Raw genomic sequence first — 18,998 nt, forward strand, 5'->3', positions numbered from 1 at the left:
TTAAGCCTGACTTGGCGGTTCGTCAGGCGGCGCGACATCGAATCGCTTGCTGTCCGCTGGCATGGAATGTTTTCCACCCACGACCTGTACGGCACAGGCCCATTGCGGGCCAGCAGGCAGATTTCGCTCCGATATTCCGGCCCAACGTCCGCCGTTGGTCACAAGAGACTTGGCATGTTTATCCTCGGAGTCATACCAGGCGACCACATCAACCTTCGGACCCGCCAGAGCACCGCCTGCGAATCTGGGCGTTGCTCCCTCCCACTTGCCCTCCGACGGTTCGTTGAATGAGGGTGGGGGCGCAAGGCGCTGCAGGGGTCTTGCCTCGGACCAACCGGAGTGGAACTCCCCCTTGCGCTGCTCGGTGACGAGTGAAAGGTCGGTGCCGGTCCCTGGGATTTCGATCCGGCAAAACCATGTCCCGTTTTCCTGGACCTTGGCCTGCCCCAGCTCCGCACCACCCGGCAAAGCAACCACGACGGTATCTCTTGCGTATCCGAACCCGCAGATCACCGCAGTACGTCCGACAGCCTCACCACTACCTGGCGTTTCAATGTATGCCTTGTCGGGAACGATCGTGACCTGCACATCCTCGCTAAGTGGCGACTCCTGATCCTTGAAATACTGCCTGGCTTTCAGTACGCATGGCCCCACTGGCCGTGTGAAATTCTGTTTGAAATATCCATCGCCAAAATGCGGATAAATACGAAAGGGAACGCCGTCGAGATACACATCGACCTCAGTCTGGACGAATCCTTTCCCTGCTCTGGCATAACCTTCGACCGTGAATGTACGGGGGACCGATGTTCTTGTTGTTGGAAAGTCGATCCTTGGCGCATACAAAACCACTTTGAAAGCGACCGAAGTGCTGGGCAGCGATTGCAAGTCACCCAGCACCTGTATGGCGAAAACGGTTTGGGTCAGGTAGTCGAGTTCCGTGAGCTGTACCGACCAGGCATTCCCTGTTGCGAGCGTCTCTCCCAACCGGTCGAGGGTCACGAAATCGAAAACGCTGATCGTGAAGCCGTCGATCCCGCCGGTGCCGTGCAATACCGGCAAATGATCCGTTTGCCCACCGGGTGGTGGGGTGATCACCGGTACGCTCACCGCTATATCGAAGGACATGGACACCGGATTAGAGGTTTGCCCGCCGAAAGTCTGCGTGACCGTGACCGTGTGCCTGCCGGGGCGAAACGCCGTGGGGCGCTGTAAGTCCCATTGCCCGTTCTTGTCCGTATCCGTAACCGGATAGGGGGTAGTATCGTCGCTGAACTTGATCGTCAGCACCGCTCCCGGCCAGCATTGGCCAGCAACCGTTGCAAACAAGCCGTTCGGGGTCACTTTTTCGATAACGGCAGGGGGGGCGGAGATGACCACCGAAACAGGCGGTTGAACCCTTTCTGATTGCAGCGTTGTGAACCACTGAATGGCCGTAACCTGATACGTACCAGGAGCCCAGCGTGCTGTTGCCGTGCTGGTCCAGGTCGTATCTTCGGGAACGTCGACGATCGGCACGATCGCGGAGCTGGCGCCCTCCAGTCGGACCTCGATTCTGGAGGCCGGTTGACCGGACCAGTTCCTGCCCGTACCGGAAAACGTAGGAATGCCGTCCGGGCTGACGCGCACATTCAATGTTGGACGAGGAACAGGCACCACGACCGTGGTGCTCTCCGGCGCCCAATCCGAATAGATCGGCTGCCCTGCACCGTCGGGCACACTTTGTCGGCCGCCGATCAGCAAAGTGCTCGGCAACCAATCGGGAAAGGCTACCGTCCAGGGCGAAGTTGCTACGGTAAAAGAGTGGAAAGGCGTCATGTTGCCCTGGACGTGGAAATCGAACGTCGCGCCGATATGTCCGACACCTCCGAGGGTCACCTTGCCTTGGGCATCGACCTGTACGGTCAGTTTGCTCGGTTGCGGGGGTCTTATTTTAAATGGCCGATAATCGCTTCGATCGGAAGGCACTCCCAAAGTCTGCTGGGCAGTAAGGCGGACTTCGCCGGGAGCGATACTGGCCGGGATAACGACCGGTACACTCCAGTCATTCCCTGCTACCGATTGAGGAGTGCCAACCACCGCATCATTCAGATCGAGATGGATCCTCATGATGGCCCCGACCTCGCCCCCGGTGCCGCTGACCGTGAATGAACGGTTCTGTTCTGATTGGGCGGCGGGTTGGGTAATGACAGGCAATCCGGGCAAAACGAAAACAGGCACCTTGTCGGACCATGTCGTTTCCCCGGCATAGTCCTGGCTTACATGAAAAGTGAACCGCCCGATGGGGAGCGGTGTGGTCAGCCGTATGCTCCACTGTCCGCCTTGGGCCGTTCCAGATCCATAGAGAATCACCCCACTATCAGCCTCGTAGACCTTGATTGTCGCTCCCGAATGGCCCTTGCCATTGATCACCGGTTGACGCTCTCGCAGCGAGTCACCGGATTTTGGAGAGTCAATGGTGACAGCAGCCACCACCAGATTCACAGTGACACGGTTGGACTCGTCTGAAACAGAATTCCGGATAGTCTGTTTGGCGTAGAAAGTCAGCGTCTCAAGGCCGGGGGGAAAGGCGACAGAGGCAGTCCACCCTCCATCGGTCGCAATAACCGCAGTAGCGAGTTGAGCACCGCCATTGGCATTATGCAGGGTGATAGTTCCAGCGTTAGGAATGCCTCGCGTGCCGGTAACCGTGAATGGAGTCGTTGCCACATTCCCTGAGGGGCTTGTAATGACGGGCGTGGCGGGCTTGAAGGTGAGGACGATGTCCACATCCATTTCTACGTCACTGGCACCAGATCTGTCATAAATGTATTTGAAGTAAACAGTGGCGCTCCCGCTCGGTGAATTAATCCACCCGGTAGCTTCCAGCGTATTCCACTGGCCGTTTTGGTTACCTATATCATTCCAGGTGAAATCCCATGTGTTCTGACTGCTGGCTCTGACATATAAGTTGCCCTTTGTCCCTCCATTAGCCTTGGCGTTATAACGTGATGTTCTGCACTTGAATTGACTACCGTCCGCAGTAAATTCACTGAAAAATTCCAAACTGCACCAATAGGCAGTGCCTGCAACGGTTTTGTACGCTCTGATCTCTTGTCGTTCCTCCAAAACTTCATCTGACTGGATGAATGATGGCAACGTCGAAATGCTCGTGTCTGGAACATCATTTTCAATGGTGCCTTCTTCATGATCTTCCATAACCTGCTCCTCGACGGGATGTATAGGACACGAGCTGACCGTTCTCATTAATGCCAATTCGGTTATGGCCGACACCTGTAAAATCTGACAGTCCCGACAAACGGTAACTCTTCCCACAGCCCGGTTCGGCAGCGTCCTGCAAGTCGTAACAACGGGCTACGACGGCTTGTGCCATTGCCTACAAATCACTCAGAATCCGCCGGCTTGTGCGCCTTGGCGTTGCCCCGTAACTTGATCGTGTCGCTGCCATTCAGCGGCCGGGTTTAGTCGCTCGGGCAGGTATTACGAAAGGTGTATAAGCGTCATCAAGTCGGGTACTCCCTATCCCCGCACTCGATGGTGGCTGTACGCAGGGCGCCCTCGGGCGCGCCGGTTTTTCGTAATTCCTCCCGGTCGACTAACCTGCGTTCAGCCGCCACCCCTCGTTTAGTCGCGAGGTGGTGGCAGGCCCACTAGAGGATTTACGTTTATGTTCAAAGCAACTCCAAATCCACCACTGGACACCGACCCAACAGAACCGTCCGATCAACCCGATCCGGTCTCCCCCTACGCCTCCGTCGATTCAAAGAAACTCCACGACGCCGCTCACCGGGCTCTGGATTTCTACCTCAATCCCTCGCCCGAAAAACCGCGCAATTCCGTGGATCGCGGCATGCAGATGTTCAAGGTCGATCCCGAGATCAACCCCGAAGCCATCGCCATCCAGACCTACGAAACCTTTTCGTCAGTCAGCATCCTGCTGCTCGACCTGGCCGACAGCCTGGACGACAAGCCGCGGCATCTGGCGATGGCGATCTATCAGTTGAGTGAGTTGGGGTTGTTGCTGGTGGAGAAGACGCTGGATAACGAGCGGGCGATTGCGATAACCGCATAAGAAAAAAGGCCACAACCTTCGTCAGGTTGTGGCCCTTTTTTGTTTTCAGGCCGAGGCCGGCAACGGCTGAAAACTGAAATACTGCTTCAACGCCTCGACCAGTTGCCCATACTCGGGCGGTGTCCGGTACAGGCTGAAGCCGGCGTCGTAGTGTCGGGGGGTCGCGTCTTCGTGGCACCACAGGCAACAAGCCGTCAGGTCGATAACCTGCTGACAACCCTCGCCCAAGGGGATTTTCAGGCGCAGGTTGAACTCGGCACCGATCATCATCGGCAACTGGCTGATGAGCATCAAACCGTCTTCGGACACATTGCCCAGAAAGCCGATGGGTTTGTCGGTGACGCTGTTGAACACTCGCAGAAAATACGGCAGCTGATGCCGTTCGATTCGACGGTCGGTAAACATACTCAGTTCGCCATGCAAGGCTCCATCACAGAGCCGCACTCTCGCTTCGGAACGGACCTGTGCGTCAGGTTCGCTCTCCCCGCTCCCGGTGTGGCGCTCGCCACGTGCATCTCATGCCAGTCGCAGGTGTTGCGCCGGTACAGAATTCGATCTGCACCGGTTTCATTCGACTATAGCTCACCCTATACAAGCAGCCAGCTTTTGTATGACAACCGCCATCAGAACCGGGTTGGACGGACCACGGCGGCAGCGCTGCGAGTCGGGTAGTGACCCAGGCTCTGCAGGGTTTCCAGACGCGCGCGGGCGCGGTAGGCGTATTCGCTGTTGGGGTACGAGGCGATGATGAACTGATAGGTCTGCGCCGCATCGACGAACATTTTCTGCCGCTCGAGGCACTGGCCGCGCATCATCGACACTTCCGGCCACACGTAAGGGCGGGCACGGCTGGCGCGTTCGACCTTGGACAGTTCGAGCATCACTTGCTCGCAGTTGCCCCGGTCGTAGGCGCTGTAGGCGTTGTTCAAATGATGGTTCATCGACCAACGGGTGCAGCCCGAAGCGGCGAGGACGCTGAGGGCAAGGGCGGCAATGGGCACGAATCGCATGGGGGGGGTTCTCCTGTCTTGTGCTCTGTATCGACCCCTGGTCGGAAATCTTCAGGCGCGTTTGTCCCAAAGTTGCCGTGTTCAATAAAGAAAGTATTAAGTAGTGCAAACGAACAATGACTACACCCCAAGAGCATAGTAGCCTTCGCTGGCGCTTGAACTTGAGGAGTCTTTGCATGTCCGTCCGTCGTACCAAAATCGTCGCTACCCTTGGCCCGGCCAGTAACTCGCCGGAAGTTCTCGAACAGCTGATTCTGGCTGGCCTGGACGTCGCCCGTCTGAACTTCTCCCACGGCACCCCCGACGAGCACAAGGCTCGCGCGAAGCTGGTGCGTGACCTCGCTGCCAAGCACGGCCGCTTCGTCGCCTTGCTGGGTGACCTGCAAGGCCCGAAAATCCGAATCGCCAAATTCGCCAACAAGCGCATCGAGCTGAAGATCGGTGACCAGTTCACCTTCTCCACCAGCCATCCGCTGACCGAAGGCAACCAGCAGGTGGTCGGCATCGACTACCCGGACCTGGTCAAGGACTGCGGCGTGGGCGACGAGCTGCTGCTCGACGACGGCCGCGTGGTCATGCGCGTTGAAACCGCCACCGCGACCGAGCTGAACTGCGTCGTGACCATCGGCGGCCCGCTGTCCGACCACAAAGGCATCAACCGTCGCGGTGGCGGCCTGACCGCTCCGGCCCTGACTGAAAAAGACAAGGCCGACATCAAGCTCGCCGCTGAAATGGAAGTCGACTACCTCGCCGTGTCCTTCCCGCGTGACGCTGCCGACATGAACTACGCCCGTCAACTGCGCGACGAAGCCGGCGGCACCGCCTGGCTGGTGGCGAAGATCGAACGCGCCGAAGCCGTGGCCGACGACGAAACCCTCGACGGCCTGATCAAGGCTTCCGACGCCGTGATGGTTGCCCGTGGCGACCTGGGTGTGGAAATCGGCGACGCCGAACTGGTGGGCATCCAGAAGAAAATCATTCTGCACGCACGCCGCCACAACAAAGCGGTGATCGTGGCGACCCAGATGATGGAGTCGATGATCCAGAACCCGATGCCGACCCGCGCCGAAGTGTCCGACGTGGCCAACGCCGTGCTCGACTACACCGACGCCGTGATGCTGTCTGCCGAATCCGCTGCCGGCGCCTATCCGCTGGAAGCCGTGCAGGCAATGGCGCGCATCTGCGTCGGCGCTGAAAAGCACCCGACCAGCAAGACTTCCAGCCACCGTATCGGCAAGGAATTCGAGCGCTGCGACGAGAGCATCGCGCTGGCGACCATGTACACCGCCAACCACTTCCCGGGCGTCAAGGCGATCATCGCGCTGACCGAAAGCGGCTACACCCCGCTGATCATGTCGCGTATCCGTTCGTCGGTGCCGATCTACTGCTTCACCCCGCACCGCGAAGCCCAGGCCCGCGCGGCGATGTTCCGTGGCGTGTACACCGTACCGTTCGACCCGGCTTCGCTGGCCCCGAACGAAGTCAGCCAGAAAGCCATCGACGAGCTGGTCAAGCGCGGCGTGGTCGAGAAAGGCGACTGGGTCATCCTGACCAAGGGCGACAGCTACCACACCACCGGCGGCACCAACGGCATGAAGATCCTGCACGTGGGCGACCCGCAGGTCTGAGTGACCGGTTGCTGAAAACGAAAAGCCCCGCCATGTGAATGGCGGGGCTTTTTCATTTCAGATTGATCGTTCCCACGCTCCGTGTGGGAATGCCTCAATGGACGCTCCGCGTCCGCTTCGGCATGGGACGCGGAGCGTCCCGGCTGTATTCCCACGCAGAGCGTGGGAACGATCGGTGCACGGAGTGCGGCGGCGGTCGGCGGATATCTCAATGGCGTTTGATGAACCCGGTCAACGCCGCCAACGCCTCCGGCGAGCGCAGCCGCTGGGTGAACAACGCGCCCTCCTCCTCGATCACCTTGCGAATCAACTCGCGATCCGGCGCGCGCATCAGTTGCTTGCTGATCCGCACCGCTTCAGCCGGCAACTCGTCAAACCGCAACGCCATCTCCCGCGCCTTGCCCAACGCGGCTTCGCCACTGCCCAGCGCCTCGGTTGCGATCCCCCATTGCGCCGCCTGCTCACCGGTAAAACCCTCACCCAGCAGCAACAACTCCGACGCTTTGGCCTGCCCCAACAAACGCGGCAGGATCAGGCTGGAGCCAAACTCCGGGCACAACCCGAGATTAACGAACGGCATGCGCAACCGTGCATCCCGCGCCACGTACACCAGATCGCAATGCAGCAACAGCGTCGTGCCGATCCCCACCGCCGCCCCGGCCACCGCGGCGATCACCGGTTTGCGGCACTCCAGCAAATTGAGCATGAAGTGAAACACCGGGCTGTCGAGGTCGCTCGGCGGTTGCTGGATGAAGTCGGCGATGTCGTTGCCGGCGGTGAAACACTCAGCGCTGCCGGTGATCAGCACGGCGTTGATTTCGGGGTCGTGATTCGCCTGTTTGAGCGCATCGGCCAACTGGCTGTACATGGCGCGGGTCAGGGCGTTTTTCTTGTCGGGACGGTTGAGGCGCAGGGTCAGCAAACCGCGTTCGCGGTGCAGCAGGATGGCTTCGGGCATGGCAGGTCTCGCGTCTGAGAATTCAGCGCTCAACCACGGCTCAGGAAGACATCAGCCAGCAGTTGATTGCGCGGCAGTCCGGCCAGGAACAGACGCTTGGCAAACGCGTCGACACTGGCAGTCGAGCCGCAGACTAAGGCCAGGGTTTGTCGGGAGACAAGGCGCAGTTGCGCCAAAGCGCCCGGCAACTCGGCCGCCGTCCACCCTTCGACGCTGAGGTTTTCCCGCTGCGCGGCCAGTGCTTCAAGGGGTTTGGCCAGGTAATGCCCGTCGGCATCATGGGCCAGATGAATGACGCGGATGGCGCCCCGATGATCGTGACGCAAGGCTTCGCGCAACACACCGAACAACGGGCCGAGCCCGGTGCCGGCGGCGAGCAGCCACAGCGGCCGGTCATGCCAGTCCGGGTCGTAATGCAACGCACCGCCGCGCAGTTCGCCGAGGCGGATCGGGTCGCCGATCTGTAGGCGGCGCGCGGCATCGCTGAATTCGCCGGGCTGGCGGCAATCGAGGTGGAACTCGAGAAAGCGGTCTTCTTCCGGCAGGCTCGCCAGCGAATAAGGACGCGCAATGTGGCCGGCCCATAGCACCAGATGCTGGCCGGCGCTGTAGCGCAACGGCCGCTGGGGTGTCAGGCGCAATCGCAGCACGCTGTCGCCGAGCCAGTCCAGCGCTTCGACCGTGGCCGGGCGACCATCGGTGACGGGGTCGAAAGTATGCACCTGCAAGTCTTCGATCACCTGGCACTGACAGGCCAGCCGCCAGCCCTGATCACGCTGCTCGGCGCTCAAGGCATCGGGGCGACTGTCGGCGGGCAAGCCCTGCACGCATTGCACCAGACACGCATGGCAACTGCCGGCGCGGCAGCTATAAGGCACCGCCACACCGTTCTGATTGAGGGCATCGAGCAGGTTGCTGCCCGCTGCCACCGACCACTGTCGTTCACCGACCCGCAGTTCAGGCATCGACGTTCTCCCACGCGGCTGCGCAACGGTTGCGCCCGTCACGCTTGGCCCGGTAGAGCGCCTGATCGGCACGCTGCAAGGCATCGTCCAGATCATCGCCCAGTTCCAGCAGGGTCATGCCGGCGGACAGGCTCAGGTTTTTCACATTCAGGCCCACCAGTTCGACGTCGGTGAAGGCGATGCGCAGCCGTTCGCAACAGGCGGTCAGGCGCTCGGCGTTGCAATCGGGCAGCAGCACCACGAATTCTTCACCACCATAACGCGCCAGCACATCGCCGTCGCGCAGACAGGCCCCGGCCACCCCGGCGAAGGCTTGCAACACCTGATCGCCGGCGGCATGGCCGTGAATATCGTTGATGCGCTTGAAGTGGTCGAGGTCGATCAGCGCCAGGCCATGCACCACGTCGGCCTCCATCGCATTCAGCTCGCGGGTGGCCAGGCGCAGGAAATGCCGGCGATTGAACAGCCCGGTCAATTCGTCGGTGGCCACCAGGTCTTCGAGCTGGCGCATCATCCCGCGCAGGGTGTCCTGATGCGCCTGCAAGGCGAACCGCCGCTGGCGCATGCGTTGGCGCGACGTCTGGACGAAACGCGCGTAAATCACCAGCCACGCCAGCACGATCAGCAGAATGCACGCCTGCAACGCGGACAGCGCCGGATCGTGAAGACGCATGTGATAACCGTCCCACAGCGTGATGGCGCAGAAGCTGAAGAACACCAGCATCGCGCAGCGCACGAACGCCCGTTGTGAAAGATGGAACAGGCCGAACAGCAGGATCAGCACATAAAAGACCAGAAACTCGCCCCGAGCCTCCTCCAGATGTGCAATCAGCCACGTCTGCCAGCCGAGGCCAAGCAGCACTTGTGCTTCCGTCAGGCTCGGGTCGGAAAAACGCAGGTTGCAGCCAGAAAAGAATAGGGCAAACAGGGTCGCCTGACTGATTACCACCAGTGCGCTGCCGACGGCGACGCCGGCCAGTGAGTCATTGTAATGACCAGTGAAATACGCCAGCCACAGCAGCAGCAAAGCCAATCCATAGGTGGCTGCAGCGAGGGCGAAGCGTTTGAGCAAAAGACGTTGAATGGCGTTATGGGTCAATCGTTGACTCACCGTGCGATAAGAGGCTGACCGAGTGTCCTACTCTACAGACCGGCTGCCACTTTAGTGGCGTAGTCGATAAATGACCATTGATTTTCGGGCCGGGTATTTGGCGTCAAAAACCTGCAGCCATGCGACCAACGAATAACTCCCGGCAGATGTGCCCGCCACCGAGGCGCGGTATACTGCCGCGCCTTTTTAGCGTCGCGCCAGCAGCCCCGGCGTGCCTTGAAAGGTGTCTGCGACCGACCGATGCACCCAAGCCGCAGGCACCTTATTGAATGTTCCCGTCTTTTAGAGGAGCGCGACTCATGACCGTGATCAAGCAAGACGACCTGATTCAGAGCGTTGCCGACGCCCTGCAGTTCATTTCCTATTACCACCCCGTGGACTTCATCCAGGCGATGCACGAAGCCTACCTGCGCGAAGAATCGCCAGCGGCCCGTGACTCGATGGCGCAGATCCTGATCAACTCGCGCATGTGCGCCACCGGCCACCGGCCGATCTGCCAGGACACCGGCATCGTGACCGTGTTCGTGCGGGTGGGCATGGACGTGCGTTGGGATGGCGCGACCATGAGCCTGGACGACATGATCAACGAAGGCGTGCGCCGCGCCTACAACCTGCCGGAAAACGTCCTGCGTGCTTCGATCCTGGCCGACCCGGCCGGTGCGCGTAAGAACACCAAGGACAACACCCCGGCGGTCATCCACTACTCCATCGTTCCGGGTAACACCGTGGAAGTGGACGTGGCGGCCAAGGGCGGCGGTTCCGAGAACAAGTCGAAAATGGCCATGCTCAACCCGTCCGACTCGATCGTCGACTGGGTACTCAAGACCGTTCCGACCATGGGCGCCGGCTGGTGCCCGCCGGGCATGCTGGGCATCGGCATCGGCGGCACCGCCGAGAAAGCCGCTGTGATGGCCAAGGAAGTGTTGATGGAATCCATCGACATTCACGAGCTCAAGGCCCGTGGCCCGCAGAACCGCATCGAAGAAATGCGTCTGGAGCTGTTCGAGAAGGTCAACCAGCTGGGCATCGGCGCCCAGGGCCTCGGTGGCCTGACCACCGTGCTCGACGTGAAGATCATGGACTACCCGACCCACGCCGCCTCACTGCCGGTGTGCATGATCCCGAACTGCGCCGCCACCCGTCACGCGCACTTCGTGCTCGACGGTTCCGGCCCTGCATCGCTGGAAGCGCCACCGCTGGACGCCTACCCGGAAATCGTCTGGGAAGCCGGCCCGTCGGCCCGTCGCGTCAACCTCGACACCCTGACCCCGGAAGACGTGCAGAGCTGGAAGCCGGGCGAAACCGTCCTGCTCAACGGCAAGATGCTCACCGGTCGCGACGCCGCGCACAAGCGCATGGTCGAGATGTTGAACAAGGGCGAAACCCTGCCGGTGGACCTCAAAGGTCGCTTCATCTACTACGTCGGCCCGGTTGATCCGGTCGGTGACGAAGTGGTTGGCCCGGCTGGCCCGACCACCGCCACGCGGATGGACAAGTTCACCCGTCAGATCCTCGAGCAGACCGGCCTGTTGGGCATGATCGGCAAGTCCGAGCGTGGCCCGACCGCCATCGACGCGATCAAGGACAACAAGGCCGTGTACCTGATGGCCGTCGGCGGTGCCGCTTACCTGGTGGCGCAAGCGATCAAGAAGTCCAAGGTCCTGGCGTTCGCCGAGCTGGGCATGGAAGCGATCTACGAGTTCGAGGTCAAGGACATGCCGGTCACCGTCGCGGTGGACAGCAAAGGTGAATCGGTGCACATCACCGGTCCTGCGATCTGGCAACAGAAGATCAGCGAAAGCCTGGCGGTTGAAGTGCAGTAAGCGCTTCATCCGTCAGTGAAAAGGCCGGGCGCTCAGCAATGACCGCCCGGCCTTTTTTTCGCCTGCCATAAAGTGCAGACAAAGACACCTGTCAGATCTGACAGGTGTCGAAGGAAAAATGCTCTGTTAGCGTGCAATCTCGGCATTCACTGGTTGCGTTGCTATGGTTCCTGATGCAGATGCGCTCGTCACCCCGCCCTCCATTGCCAAAACTGCGTCCATTGCCACCAATGGACGCAGTTGGGGGGAGATCGGTGCGACCGGGCAACGGTCTTACTCACTGACGTTGCCGATCATCGCTGCGCGCTCGCTCAATCCTGACCTGCAACTGGTCTATGACGGCAACGCGGGTAACGGCAAGTGCGGCCTCGGCTGGGACTTGCCGCTGCCAGTCATCTCCCGCAAGACCAGCAAGGGCGTACCGAAATACGCACCCGACGACGTCATGCAGGCGGACGGCACCGATCTGCGACCCGAACTGACAACCCGCGGCAAGATCAAGGCAACCCGGCGCACCCGTGGCAAGGGCAAGAACGCCCGCAAGTTTTCCGTGGTGCGCTACATCCCTCGCCTGGAAAGTACGTTCGACCGCTACGAACGCTGGACCTCTGCCGACGGCAATACCTTCTGGATCGTGTTCCGCGCTGACGGCTCGCAAGATTGCTATGGCAATAACCCGGGCTCACGCATCTACGACCCGGCAGACCCAGGCAATATCGCCACGTGGTTGCTGGTGGAAACCCGGAACGCGGTGGGAGAAAACATCTTTTACGAATACAAGGCCGATGACAAAGTCGCCGACGCTCGTTTTGATTACCAGGCCCAACGTTATTTGCGTCAGGTCTGTTACTGCAACAAGAGCGCCAGCACTGATCTGTATTGCCTTGGTAATGAGCAGCCAGAACTGCTGGACTGGCTGTTCCGGCTGGTCGTCGACTACGGCGAACGCGTCGCTGGCTATGACGACATCCCACCGTACACGGCCGCCAACGAAAACGCCTGGACGGTGCGCTCCGATCCGTTTCGCATGCATCGTTTCGGCTTCGAGGTCGGCACCCGGCGCCTGTGTCGGCAGTTTCTGCTGTTCAACCACACCGGCCCCGCTCCGGCCCTGGTCAATCGCCTGTTACTGGAACACGAAACCACGCCGCAGCAATACAACCAGCTGAAAGCCGCGCATCACATGAGTTATGACGCCGCCGGCCAGGTCAAACACACGCCTCCGATCGAGTATTTCAATCAGGCTCTTGTGCTCAATACACTGCCCCAAGCCTTCCTTGCACTTGATCGCATGCCCGGCCTCGACAACGGCCAGCCCTATCATTGCGTCGATCTCTATGGTGAAGGTTTGCCCGGTTTCCTTTGCCAGTACAACAACGCCTGGTACTACCGCGAACCCTTGCGCGGCACACCCGGGACGGACGAGATCAACTACGACCCATGGTCTTTGCTGCCATTGATCCCCAATGCCGACAGCAGTAAATCAGTGCTGCAGATCCTCACCGATCTTACCGGCAACGGACGTCTGGACTGGGTGGTCGCGCAGCTCGGTGGCAGCGGTTATTACACGCTCAACCCGGATCGAAACTGGTCATTGTTCAAACCTTTCAGCCAGTTCCCTGTGGAATTTTTCCATTATTCAGCGCGAATGGGCGACTTTAGCGGTGACGGGCTGGACTCGATGGCCCTCATCGGCCCGAACAGCGTGCGGGTGTATGCGAACCTGAGGGAAAAGGGCTTCGCTCCCGGCCAGGATGTACCCCATGCCCCGGACAGATTGCCGCTGTTCAGCGATGACAAAAGCGCACTGGTGACCTTCAGCAACATGGGCGCCAGTGGAATGGAGCTATGCCGGATTCGCCACGATGAAATCCGTTGCTGGATCAGCCTCGGCCATGGTCGGTTCGCAGAAGGTTTCAAGTTGAGCGACTTGCCGTTCAACTATGGCGAGTTCGATGCCGACCGGGTGCGTATCGCCGATCTGGACGGCTCCGGTGCCCCGGCCTTCATTTACCTGTCTTCGGATTATTTCGAAATCTGGCTCAACCAGGGCGGCAATGGCCTGGCCGCGACGCCGGTACGCGTCCCATGGCCCAGAGGCGTGCGCTATGACAACCTCTGCCAGGTGACCTTCGCCGATCTGCAAGGCATTGGCTGCGCCAGCCTGCTGCTGACCGTGCCACACATGAAACCGCGGCACTGGGTGTATCACTTTGTCAGTGAGCGGCCGTACCTGCTTACCGGCTGCAATAACAACATGGGCTACAGCGCCACCCTGAGTTATCGCAGCAGCGCACAGTTCTGGCTGGATGAAAAACGCCAGGAGCTGATCGCACGCAGGCGCCCGGTCTGCCATCTGCCGTTCCCGCAGATGGTGCTCGAATGGTTGCGTCAGGATGATGAAGTTACCGGTAATTACCTGATGCAGTTCCACGAGTATTTCGAGGGTTACTACGACGGGCTCGAGCGCGAATTTCGCGGCTTCGGCCGGGTCTGTCAGATCGACAGCGAACTGGAATCGGGCAAGGCCGAGAGCGGCCATACGGCGCCGATGCGGATGACGCACTGGTTTCATACCGGCAAAAGTATCGATCTGGCTTTGAACAATATTGGCGACCTCGACGATGAGATACAGCCACTGTGCCCCACTGTCATTTCAGCCTACGACACAAAACTTCGCAAAGAGCGCATTCGCAAGCGACGCAAGGCCGACGACCCCGAAATTGCCTACGCCCTGGCGGGTCGCCTGCTTCGCACCGAAGTCTGCCAGGCAGACGACCCTGCCCCTGCGCGCCTGTTCTCTCTGAACGAGTCCCGCTATCGGGTGCGGGTCGTCAACGAAAGCCCATCCAGCCTGCTGGTGCTGGAACTGGAAAGCCGCAGCCAACAATACGAACGTTTCATGGACGACCCTAACTGTCAGCACGTGGTCAATCTGGCGTGGAACGAATACGGCCAACTGACTCACAGCCTGACGGTTGCCTGCGCGCGCCGTCGAACCGAAACAGACGAACCGCCCTTCGATCAAGAGGATCAGCGGCGCGCCTGGGTGGACAGTCACGATGAGCAACAGCGGCACTTCTATCTGGCGGAAACCCTTGCCGAGCACACGCACCTGATCACTGACGGCCACTGGCTGCTCAATCTGCCCTTGCGCAAGCGCGGCAATGCGCTGATGTTGCCCAAGGGGGCATTGCCGGGTGGATTGACTGCGGACGCAATCAGTTTCGAAAACGTCGTCCTACACAAAGACAGTGCGCAATGGACAGCGGCCCGCGAGCTGACCTCGCTCTCGCAACAAACCTATCTGGAGGCGGCCGGCGAGATTCTGTATCCGCCATTGGCGGGGCCAACCGAGCAGGCGCTGTTCGACAAAAAAGCGCTGGCGGCCTACGACGACGTCCCGATTGTCATTCGGGACGAGTTGGCAAAAATCGGCTATGCCCCGATGAAGCTGTTCTTCCCGGAAGACCCGGCACAGGATCTGCTGCAAAACCTGTGGTCGGCACGGAGCGGCTTCTTTACTTACGACAATGCCAACGGTTTTTATCACGTCACCGATGTGCAACCGACCGCCAGCCATGGCGCAACCCACATCACCCGGGACGCAGACCATCTGCTGACCATTGCCATAAGACCGCCGGACGGCTGCGTCACGACAGTGACCTACGACATGCACACACTGCTGCCGTGGAGTCTCACCGACCCCAACGAGAATATTCACGAAGTGCTGTACGAAGCGGGGGGGCATCCCATCGCGCACAGTTCTCATGGAACCGAAGGGGGCGTGCGCGCCGGTTTCGAACCTCTGTCCGTTTATCCACCTCAGTCTGATCTGAGCGTCGAGTTTGCCCTCGCCAATCCGAAAACCGTGCTGGCGTCCGCTGCCGGCGTGGTGCGCACCGATCTGTTCAGCTGGATGCCATTGCTCCCAATCAAAACGGCGCGGCTCAAAAGAAAGCAATGGATCGCCAACGGCCTGATCCTGCCCGACGGGCACATACGCGCATCGGCCCTGCGCGGGTTGACCAGGCTGAAAAAACGCACCGCCAACGAACAGACCCTGCTCAAGATCATCCTGACCGCCCTCAGGCAGCCGGTTCACAGCCTCAACCTGGTTGCCGACCGCTACCACACCGACCCGTTGCAACAGATTCAGATGACCCTTCGCTACGTCGACGGATTCGGCCGGGAACTGCAAAGCAAACAGCTAGTGCCGCCGGGCGATGCCTTTGTGGCCACGTCCGATAACGGCCTCGAGACCGGCGCCGACGGCAAGCCGATTGAAATGCCCGCCGCGCGTCGCTGGCGGGTCATGGGACGCATCGAATACAACCACAAGGGCGAACCGATTCGGACCTATCGCCCTTATTTCCTCAACACCCATCGCTGCATCAATGACAGCGCCATGCGTGAGCACGGCTATCACGACCAAATGTTCTACGACGCGTTGGGGCGTCCGGTCCGGACACTCAATGCCTTGGGCGATCTGGCGTTCGAGCTTCTGCATCCGTGGTTCAAACTCAGTTACGACTTCAACGATACCCACGAACCAGCGCCCGCCGGGCCGGCGAAGAAAACCACGCCGGCAAAACCTGCAAAACGGGTCAAGTCATGAACACCGGCGTGCACCATCTCACACCGAAGATGTCGGTAATCGGCCCCCGTGGCGAGGCTGTCAGGCACGTTGACTATCTGCGCACGGTGGCCGGCGGAGAGGTGCGAGCGCTCATCAACCGACTGCAATATGACGTGGCCGGCCACCTGGTTGCACAGCGAGATCCGCGCCTGTCCACACCCAATACAACAACGGTGCACAGACTCGATGGCATGGCGGTCAGAACCCACAACGTCGACGGCGGAGAACACACTGTCCTGCCCGGCCTCGGCAGCGAGCTACTGCAGAGCTGGGATGCAAAGGACAATCACCGGGAGATGGGCTACGACCCGCAACTGCGGCTGCGGAGCGTCACGGAAAACGGGGTAACCGGCATCGAAAACTTCAACTACGACGACGCCCTGGCCGACCCGACGCACAACCTGCGCGGTCAGATGACGGCGCTAAGCGATCCATCGGGCACGTTACAAATCAACAGTTTCGCCATGAGCGGCCCGTCACTGGAAGAAACCCGCACCTTCAAGGACGGCAAGATCTGCACCAGCCGCCAGCGCTTCAGCGCCGTCGGTGCGCGGCTGCAAATCACCGACGCCGGCGGGCATGTACAGCAATCGACCTACGACATCGCCGGGCAGCTTATTCAAGTGCAGCTGCAACTCAGAGGACAAAACCTCCAGAATATTTTGAACGGCGCGACTTACAACGCTGCCGGCCAGATCACCGAGCAACGGCTCGGCAACGGCGTGACCAGCCACTGGCACTACCGGCAGGCCGACGGATGCCTGCTTCGCCAATATGCGCAAAAGGCATCAGAACCGGCGGTTCAGGATTTCGAGTATGAGTACGACGCAGCAGGAAACGTCATCCGGATTGTCGCTCCCACCTACAAAACGACGTTTTTCCGCAACCAGCGGGTCGACGGTGAACGTGCATTTGTCTATGACTCGATGTACCGGCTGAAGCACGCCACTGGTTACAGCGACGCCCCGCCCGCAGACAACCCCGGGCGGCCGCAACCCACCGATCCCAATGACCGACTCAACTACGTCGAGTCTTTCGAATACGACGATGGCAACAACCTGAAGAAATTGACCCACGTTCGCGACGGCAACACCTACACCCGCGAGATGTTCATTGACCCTGCGAGCAATCGCGGTGTGCGCTGGAAAACGGGGGATCCGGTCCCTGATTTCGGCGCTCTGTTCGACCCTGCCGGCAATCTCAGGCATCTGCAGGCCGACCAGCCGCTCGACTGGAACAGCCGCAACCAACTGCAATCGCTGACCCTCGTCGAACATGACAGCGGGCCATCGGATCAGGAGCTGTACCAATACAGCCAGGGCACCAGGGTCTACAAACGTCACGAAACCCACACCAGCAAAGTCAGCCACGTGGATGAAGTACATTACGTGGGAAGTCTGGAAATCCGCACCAAAAGCAGCGGTGAGGAATTGCACCGGATCACTGTCGCAACCGGTATCGGTGAGGTGACTTGCCTGCACTGGGTAGCCGGAAAGCCGCCGGGCATCGATGTTGATCAGGTGCGTTATTCCCATTCCGACCACCTGGGATCGAGCGTGACGGAGATTGATCAACGGGCGCAGATAATCAGCCGCGAAAGCTACTACGCCTTCGGCGGCACCGCGTCGATGGCGGCCCGCTCGCAGATCGAAGCAGACTACAAGTTCATCCGCTACTCAGGCGAGGAAGCGGACGCCACCGGGCTTTATTACTACGGCGCGCGGTATTACGCGCCGTGGTTGTGTCGCTGGGTCAGCAGCGACCCGGCCGGGGATGAGGACGGGCTGAACCGGTACGCATTTGTCGGGAACAACCCGATGACATACGTCGACACTAACGGGCAGACCAGGACACCTGCAGAGCTGAAAAGGCAGGCTGACTACTCGATGAACTTCCTGAGTGCAGCCAACAGGCAAATGGACGTTCTCGAACGACAGATTGACAACCTTTCGAGTCGGAGTCGGTTCCGTACCGTCACCACTGCAAAATTTGTCGTACAAGTCTCGAAGGTTCTTGCCAGTTGGTTCTCCACAAACGATCTCTTCAGTGCGGTGGAAACATTCGCCGGAGGAGATCCTTATTCATCAATGGTGGGTGAACTCAAGGGGCTGACCATCGGCAACTTCACCGCTGATCGTTCCGCTGAACTGGTCGATATGGCCTTTTCAAACTTTCAGGACGTTTCCAACCCTCTGATACCCCGCAAAGCCGATATATCGGCTGAATCAATCTCGCAACAGGCGAGGGGTGTGGAAAGTGGCCCCCTCGATGCTTTCATGCACATCAGATCTTTTGAGCCAAAGGACGCCATCGAAGCCTCGGTCAATGCCATCTCCGCCACCGGGGGATCACAACTCTACGGCGTCGGAGAATTAATAGAACTCGCGAAAGTGGCAGAACAGGGAAGCAGGGCCGAAGAAGGCATGTTTTCACAAGAGATCGACGCGCATCTGAATGCGCTCGACGCATTGCGTGAGAAAGTTGTCAGAGTATCCAATGCCGGCCAAATAGCCTTCAGCGAGCTTGGGGTCAACGAGTTCTACAACTCGGATGTCGATCATCTACTCGATCTGGGGCAAGGGAGAGTCGGCACTCAACAAGCCAGATCAGTCAGACTCGATAATCTGCACGCACTCACTGAAAAAGCCTTGTACGTTGTCGATGACAGAAAGCAAATGCTCAAGACCTATGGCAGGCGGAACGCGCACAAACAGAAGAACAACTAACAACCGACAGGTGATCAAACCGGGCACGCAAAGGTGAAAATCTGGTCAAGTGGCAATGATGGACACCCA

At 59.8% G+C, this 18,998-nt stretch carries 11 protein-coding genes; 5 read left to right on the plus strand and 6 right to left on the minus strand.

The window, feature by feature from the left end; genetic code table 11:
- Entirely contained in the window at positions 1 to 3,195 is a 3,195-nt protein-coding gene (locus tag GQX66_RS06515; RefSeq protein WP_240867615.1) for a hypothetical protein, read from the minus strand.
- Positions 3,196 to 3,664: 469 nt separating this feature from the next.
- On the opposite strand from GQX66_RS06515, the gene GQX66_RS06520 reads away from it, so the two are divergent.
- Positions 3,665 to 4,069 (plus strand): DUF6124 family protein, encoded by a 405-nt coding sequence (locus GQX66_RS06520; RefSeq protein ID WP_085745230.1) that lies wholly within the window; start codon positions 3,665 to 3,667, stop codon positions 4,067 to 4,069.
- Positions 4,070 to 4,114: 45 nt separating this feature from the next.
- Here GQX66_RS06520 and GQX66_RS06525 read toward each other — a convergent pair whose 3' ends face one another.
- Both GQX66_RS06525 and GQX66_RS06530 read right to left on the minus strand, forming a co-directional pair.
- Positions 4,115 to 4,474 (minus strand): PilZ domain-containing protein, encoded by a 360-nt coding sequence (locus GQX66_RS06525; RefSeq protein WP_007951248.1) that lies wholly within the window; start codon positions 4,472 to 4,474, stop codon positions 4,115 to 4,117.
- 218 nt (positions 4,475 to 4,692) lie between these two features.
- Positions 4,693 to 5,079 (minus strand): hypothetical protein, encoded by a 387-nt coding sequence (locus tag GQX66_RS06530; protein WP_011335675.1) that lies wholly within the window; start codon positions 5,077 to 5,079, stop codon positions 4,693 to 4,695.
- 176 nt (positions 5,080 to 5,255) lie between these two features.
- On the opposite strand from GQX66_RS06530, the gene pyk reads away from it, so the two are divergent.
- Positions 5,256 to 6,707, plus strand: coding sequence for a pyruvate kinase (gene pyk, locus GQX66_RS06535; RefSeq protein WP_007951250.1), 1,452 nt, complete (start codon positions 5,256 to 5,258; stop codon positions 6,705 to 6,707).
- 208 nt (positions 6,708 to 6,915) lie between these two features.
- Here the strand turns inward: pyk and GQX66_RS06540 are convergent, their stop codons facing one another.
- The 3 genes from GQX66_RS06540 to GQX66_RS06550 are packed head-to-tail and all read right to left on the minus strand — an operon-like array spanning position 6,916 to position 9,729.
- Positions 6,916 to 7,665 (minus strand): enoyl-CoA hydratase-related protein, encoded by a 750-nt coding sequence (locus tag GQX66_RS06540; protein WP_240867618.1) that lies wholly within the window; start codon positions 7,663 to 7,665, stop codon positions 6,916 to 6,918.
- A 29-nt stretch (positions 7,666 to 7,694) separates the two neighbouring features.
- The gene (locus tag GQX66_RS06545; protein WP_240867621.1) at positions 7,695 to 8,630 is read right to left on the minus strand and encodes an iron-sulfur-binding ferredoxin reductase; all 936 of its coding nucleotides are present in this window, start codon (positions 8,628 to 8,630) and stop codon (positions 7,695 to 7,697) included.
- Positions 8,623 to 9,729, minus strand: a complete 1,107-nt coding sequence (locus GQX66_RS06550; RefSeq protein WP_085745233.1) for a GGDEF domain-containing protein — start codon at positions 9,727 to 9,729, stop codon at positions 8,623 to 8,625. The genes GQX66_RS06545 and GQX66_RS06550 overlap by 8 nt, the downstream gene beginning before the upstream one ends.
- A gap of 311 nt (positions 9,730 to 10,040) precedes the next feature.
- Here GQX66_RS06550 and GQX66_RS06555 point away from each other — a divergent pair, with 311 nt between their 5' ends.
- From GQX66_RS06555 to GQX66_RS06565, 3 genes are all read left to right on the plus strand, one after another.
- On the plus strand, positions 10,041 to 11,564 hold the full coding sequence (locus tag GQX66_RS06555; RefSeq protein WP_007960181.1) for a fumarate hydratase: 1,524 nt from the start codon (positions 10,041 to 10,043) through the stop codon (positions 11,562 to 11,564).
- Between the two features lie 163 nt (positions 11,565 to 11,727).
- A complete protein-coding gene (locus tag GQX66_RS06560; protein WP_240867625.1) occupies positions 11,728 to 16,182 on the plus strand; it encodes a SpvB/TcaC N-terminal domain-containing protein in 4,455 nt (1,484 codons plus the stop codon).
- Positions 16,179 to 18,929 (plus strand): RHS repeat-associated core domain-containing protein, encoded by a 2,751-nt coding sequence (locus tag GQX66_RS06565; RefSeq protein WP_240867628.1) that lies wholly within the window; start codon positions 16,179 to 16,181, stop codon positions 18,927 to 18,929. Before GQX66_RS06560 ends, GQX66_RS06565 begins: the two co-directional genes overlap by 4 nt.
- Positions 18,930 to 18,998 lie beyond the last annotated feature (69 nt).

The sequence above is a fragment of the Pseudomonas sp. B707 genome (assembly GCF_022496685.1).
Taxonomy (GTDB): Bacteria; Pseudomonadota; Gammaproteobacteria; order Pseudomonadales; family Pseudomonadaceae; genus Aquipseudomonas; species Aquipseudomonas paraglycinae.

Excerpts from the sequence above, each read along its gene's own strand:
- GQX66_RS06515 (WP_240867615.1), bottom strand. The coding sequence starts at position 3,195 with ATGGAAGATCATGAAGAAGGCACCATTGAAAATGATGTTCCAGACACG.
- GQX66_RS06520 (WP_085745230.1), top strand. The coding sequence starts at position 3,665 with ATGTTCAAAGCAACTCCAAATCCACCACTGGACACCGACCCAACAGAA.
- GQX66_RS06525 (WP_007951248.1), bottom strand. The coding sequence starts at position 4,474 with ATGTTTACCGACCGTCGAATCGAACGGCATCAGCTGCCGTATTTTCTG.
- GQX66_RS06530 (WP_011335675.1), bottom strand. The coding sequence starts at position 5,079 with ATGCGATTCGTGCCCATTGCCGCCCTTGCCCTCAGCGTCCTCGCCGCT.
- pyk (WP_007951250.1), top strand. The coding sequence starts at position 5,256 with ATGTCCGTCCGTCGTACCAAAATCGTCGCTACCCTTGGCCCGGCCAGT.
- GQX66_RS06540 (WP_240867618.1), bottom strand. The coding sequence starts at position 7,665 with ATGCCCGAAGCCATCCTGCTGCACCGCGAACGCGGTTTGCTGACCCTG.
- GQX66_RS06545 (WP_240867621.1), bottom strand. The coding sequence starts at position 8,630 with ATGCCTGAACTGCGGGTCGGTGAACGACAGTGGTCGGTGGCAGCGGGC.
- GQX66_RS06555 (WP_007960181.1), top strand. The coding sequence starts at position 10,041 with ATGACCGTGATCAAGCAAGACGACCTGATTCAGAGCGTTGCCGACGCC.
- GQX66_RS06560 (WP_240867625.1), top strand. The coding sequence starts at position 11,728 with ATGGTTCCTGATGCAGATGCGCTCGTCACCCCGCCCTCCATTGCCAAA.
- GQX66_RS06565 (WP_240867628.1), top strand. The coding sequence starts at position 16,179 with ATGAACACCGGCGTGCACCATCTCACACCGAAGATGTCGGTAATCGGC.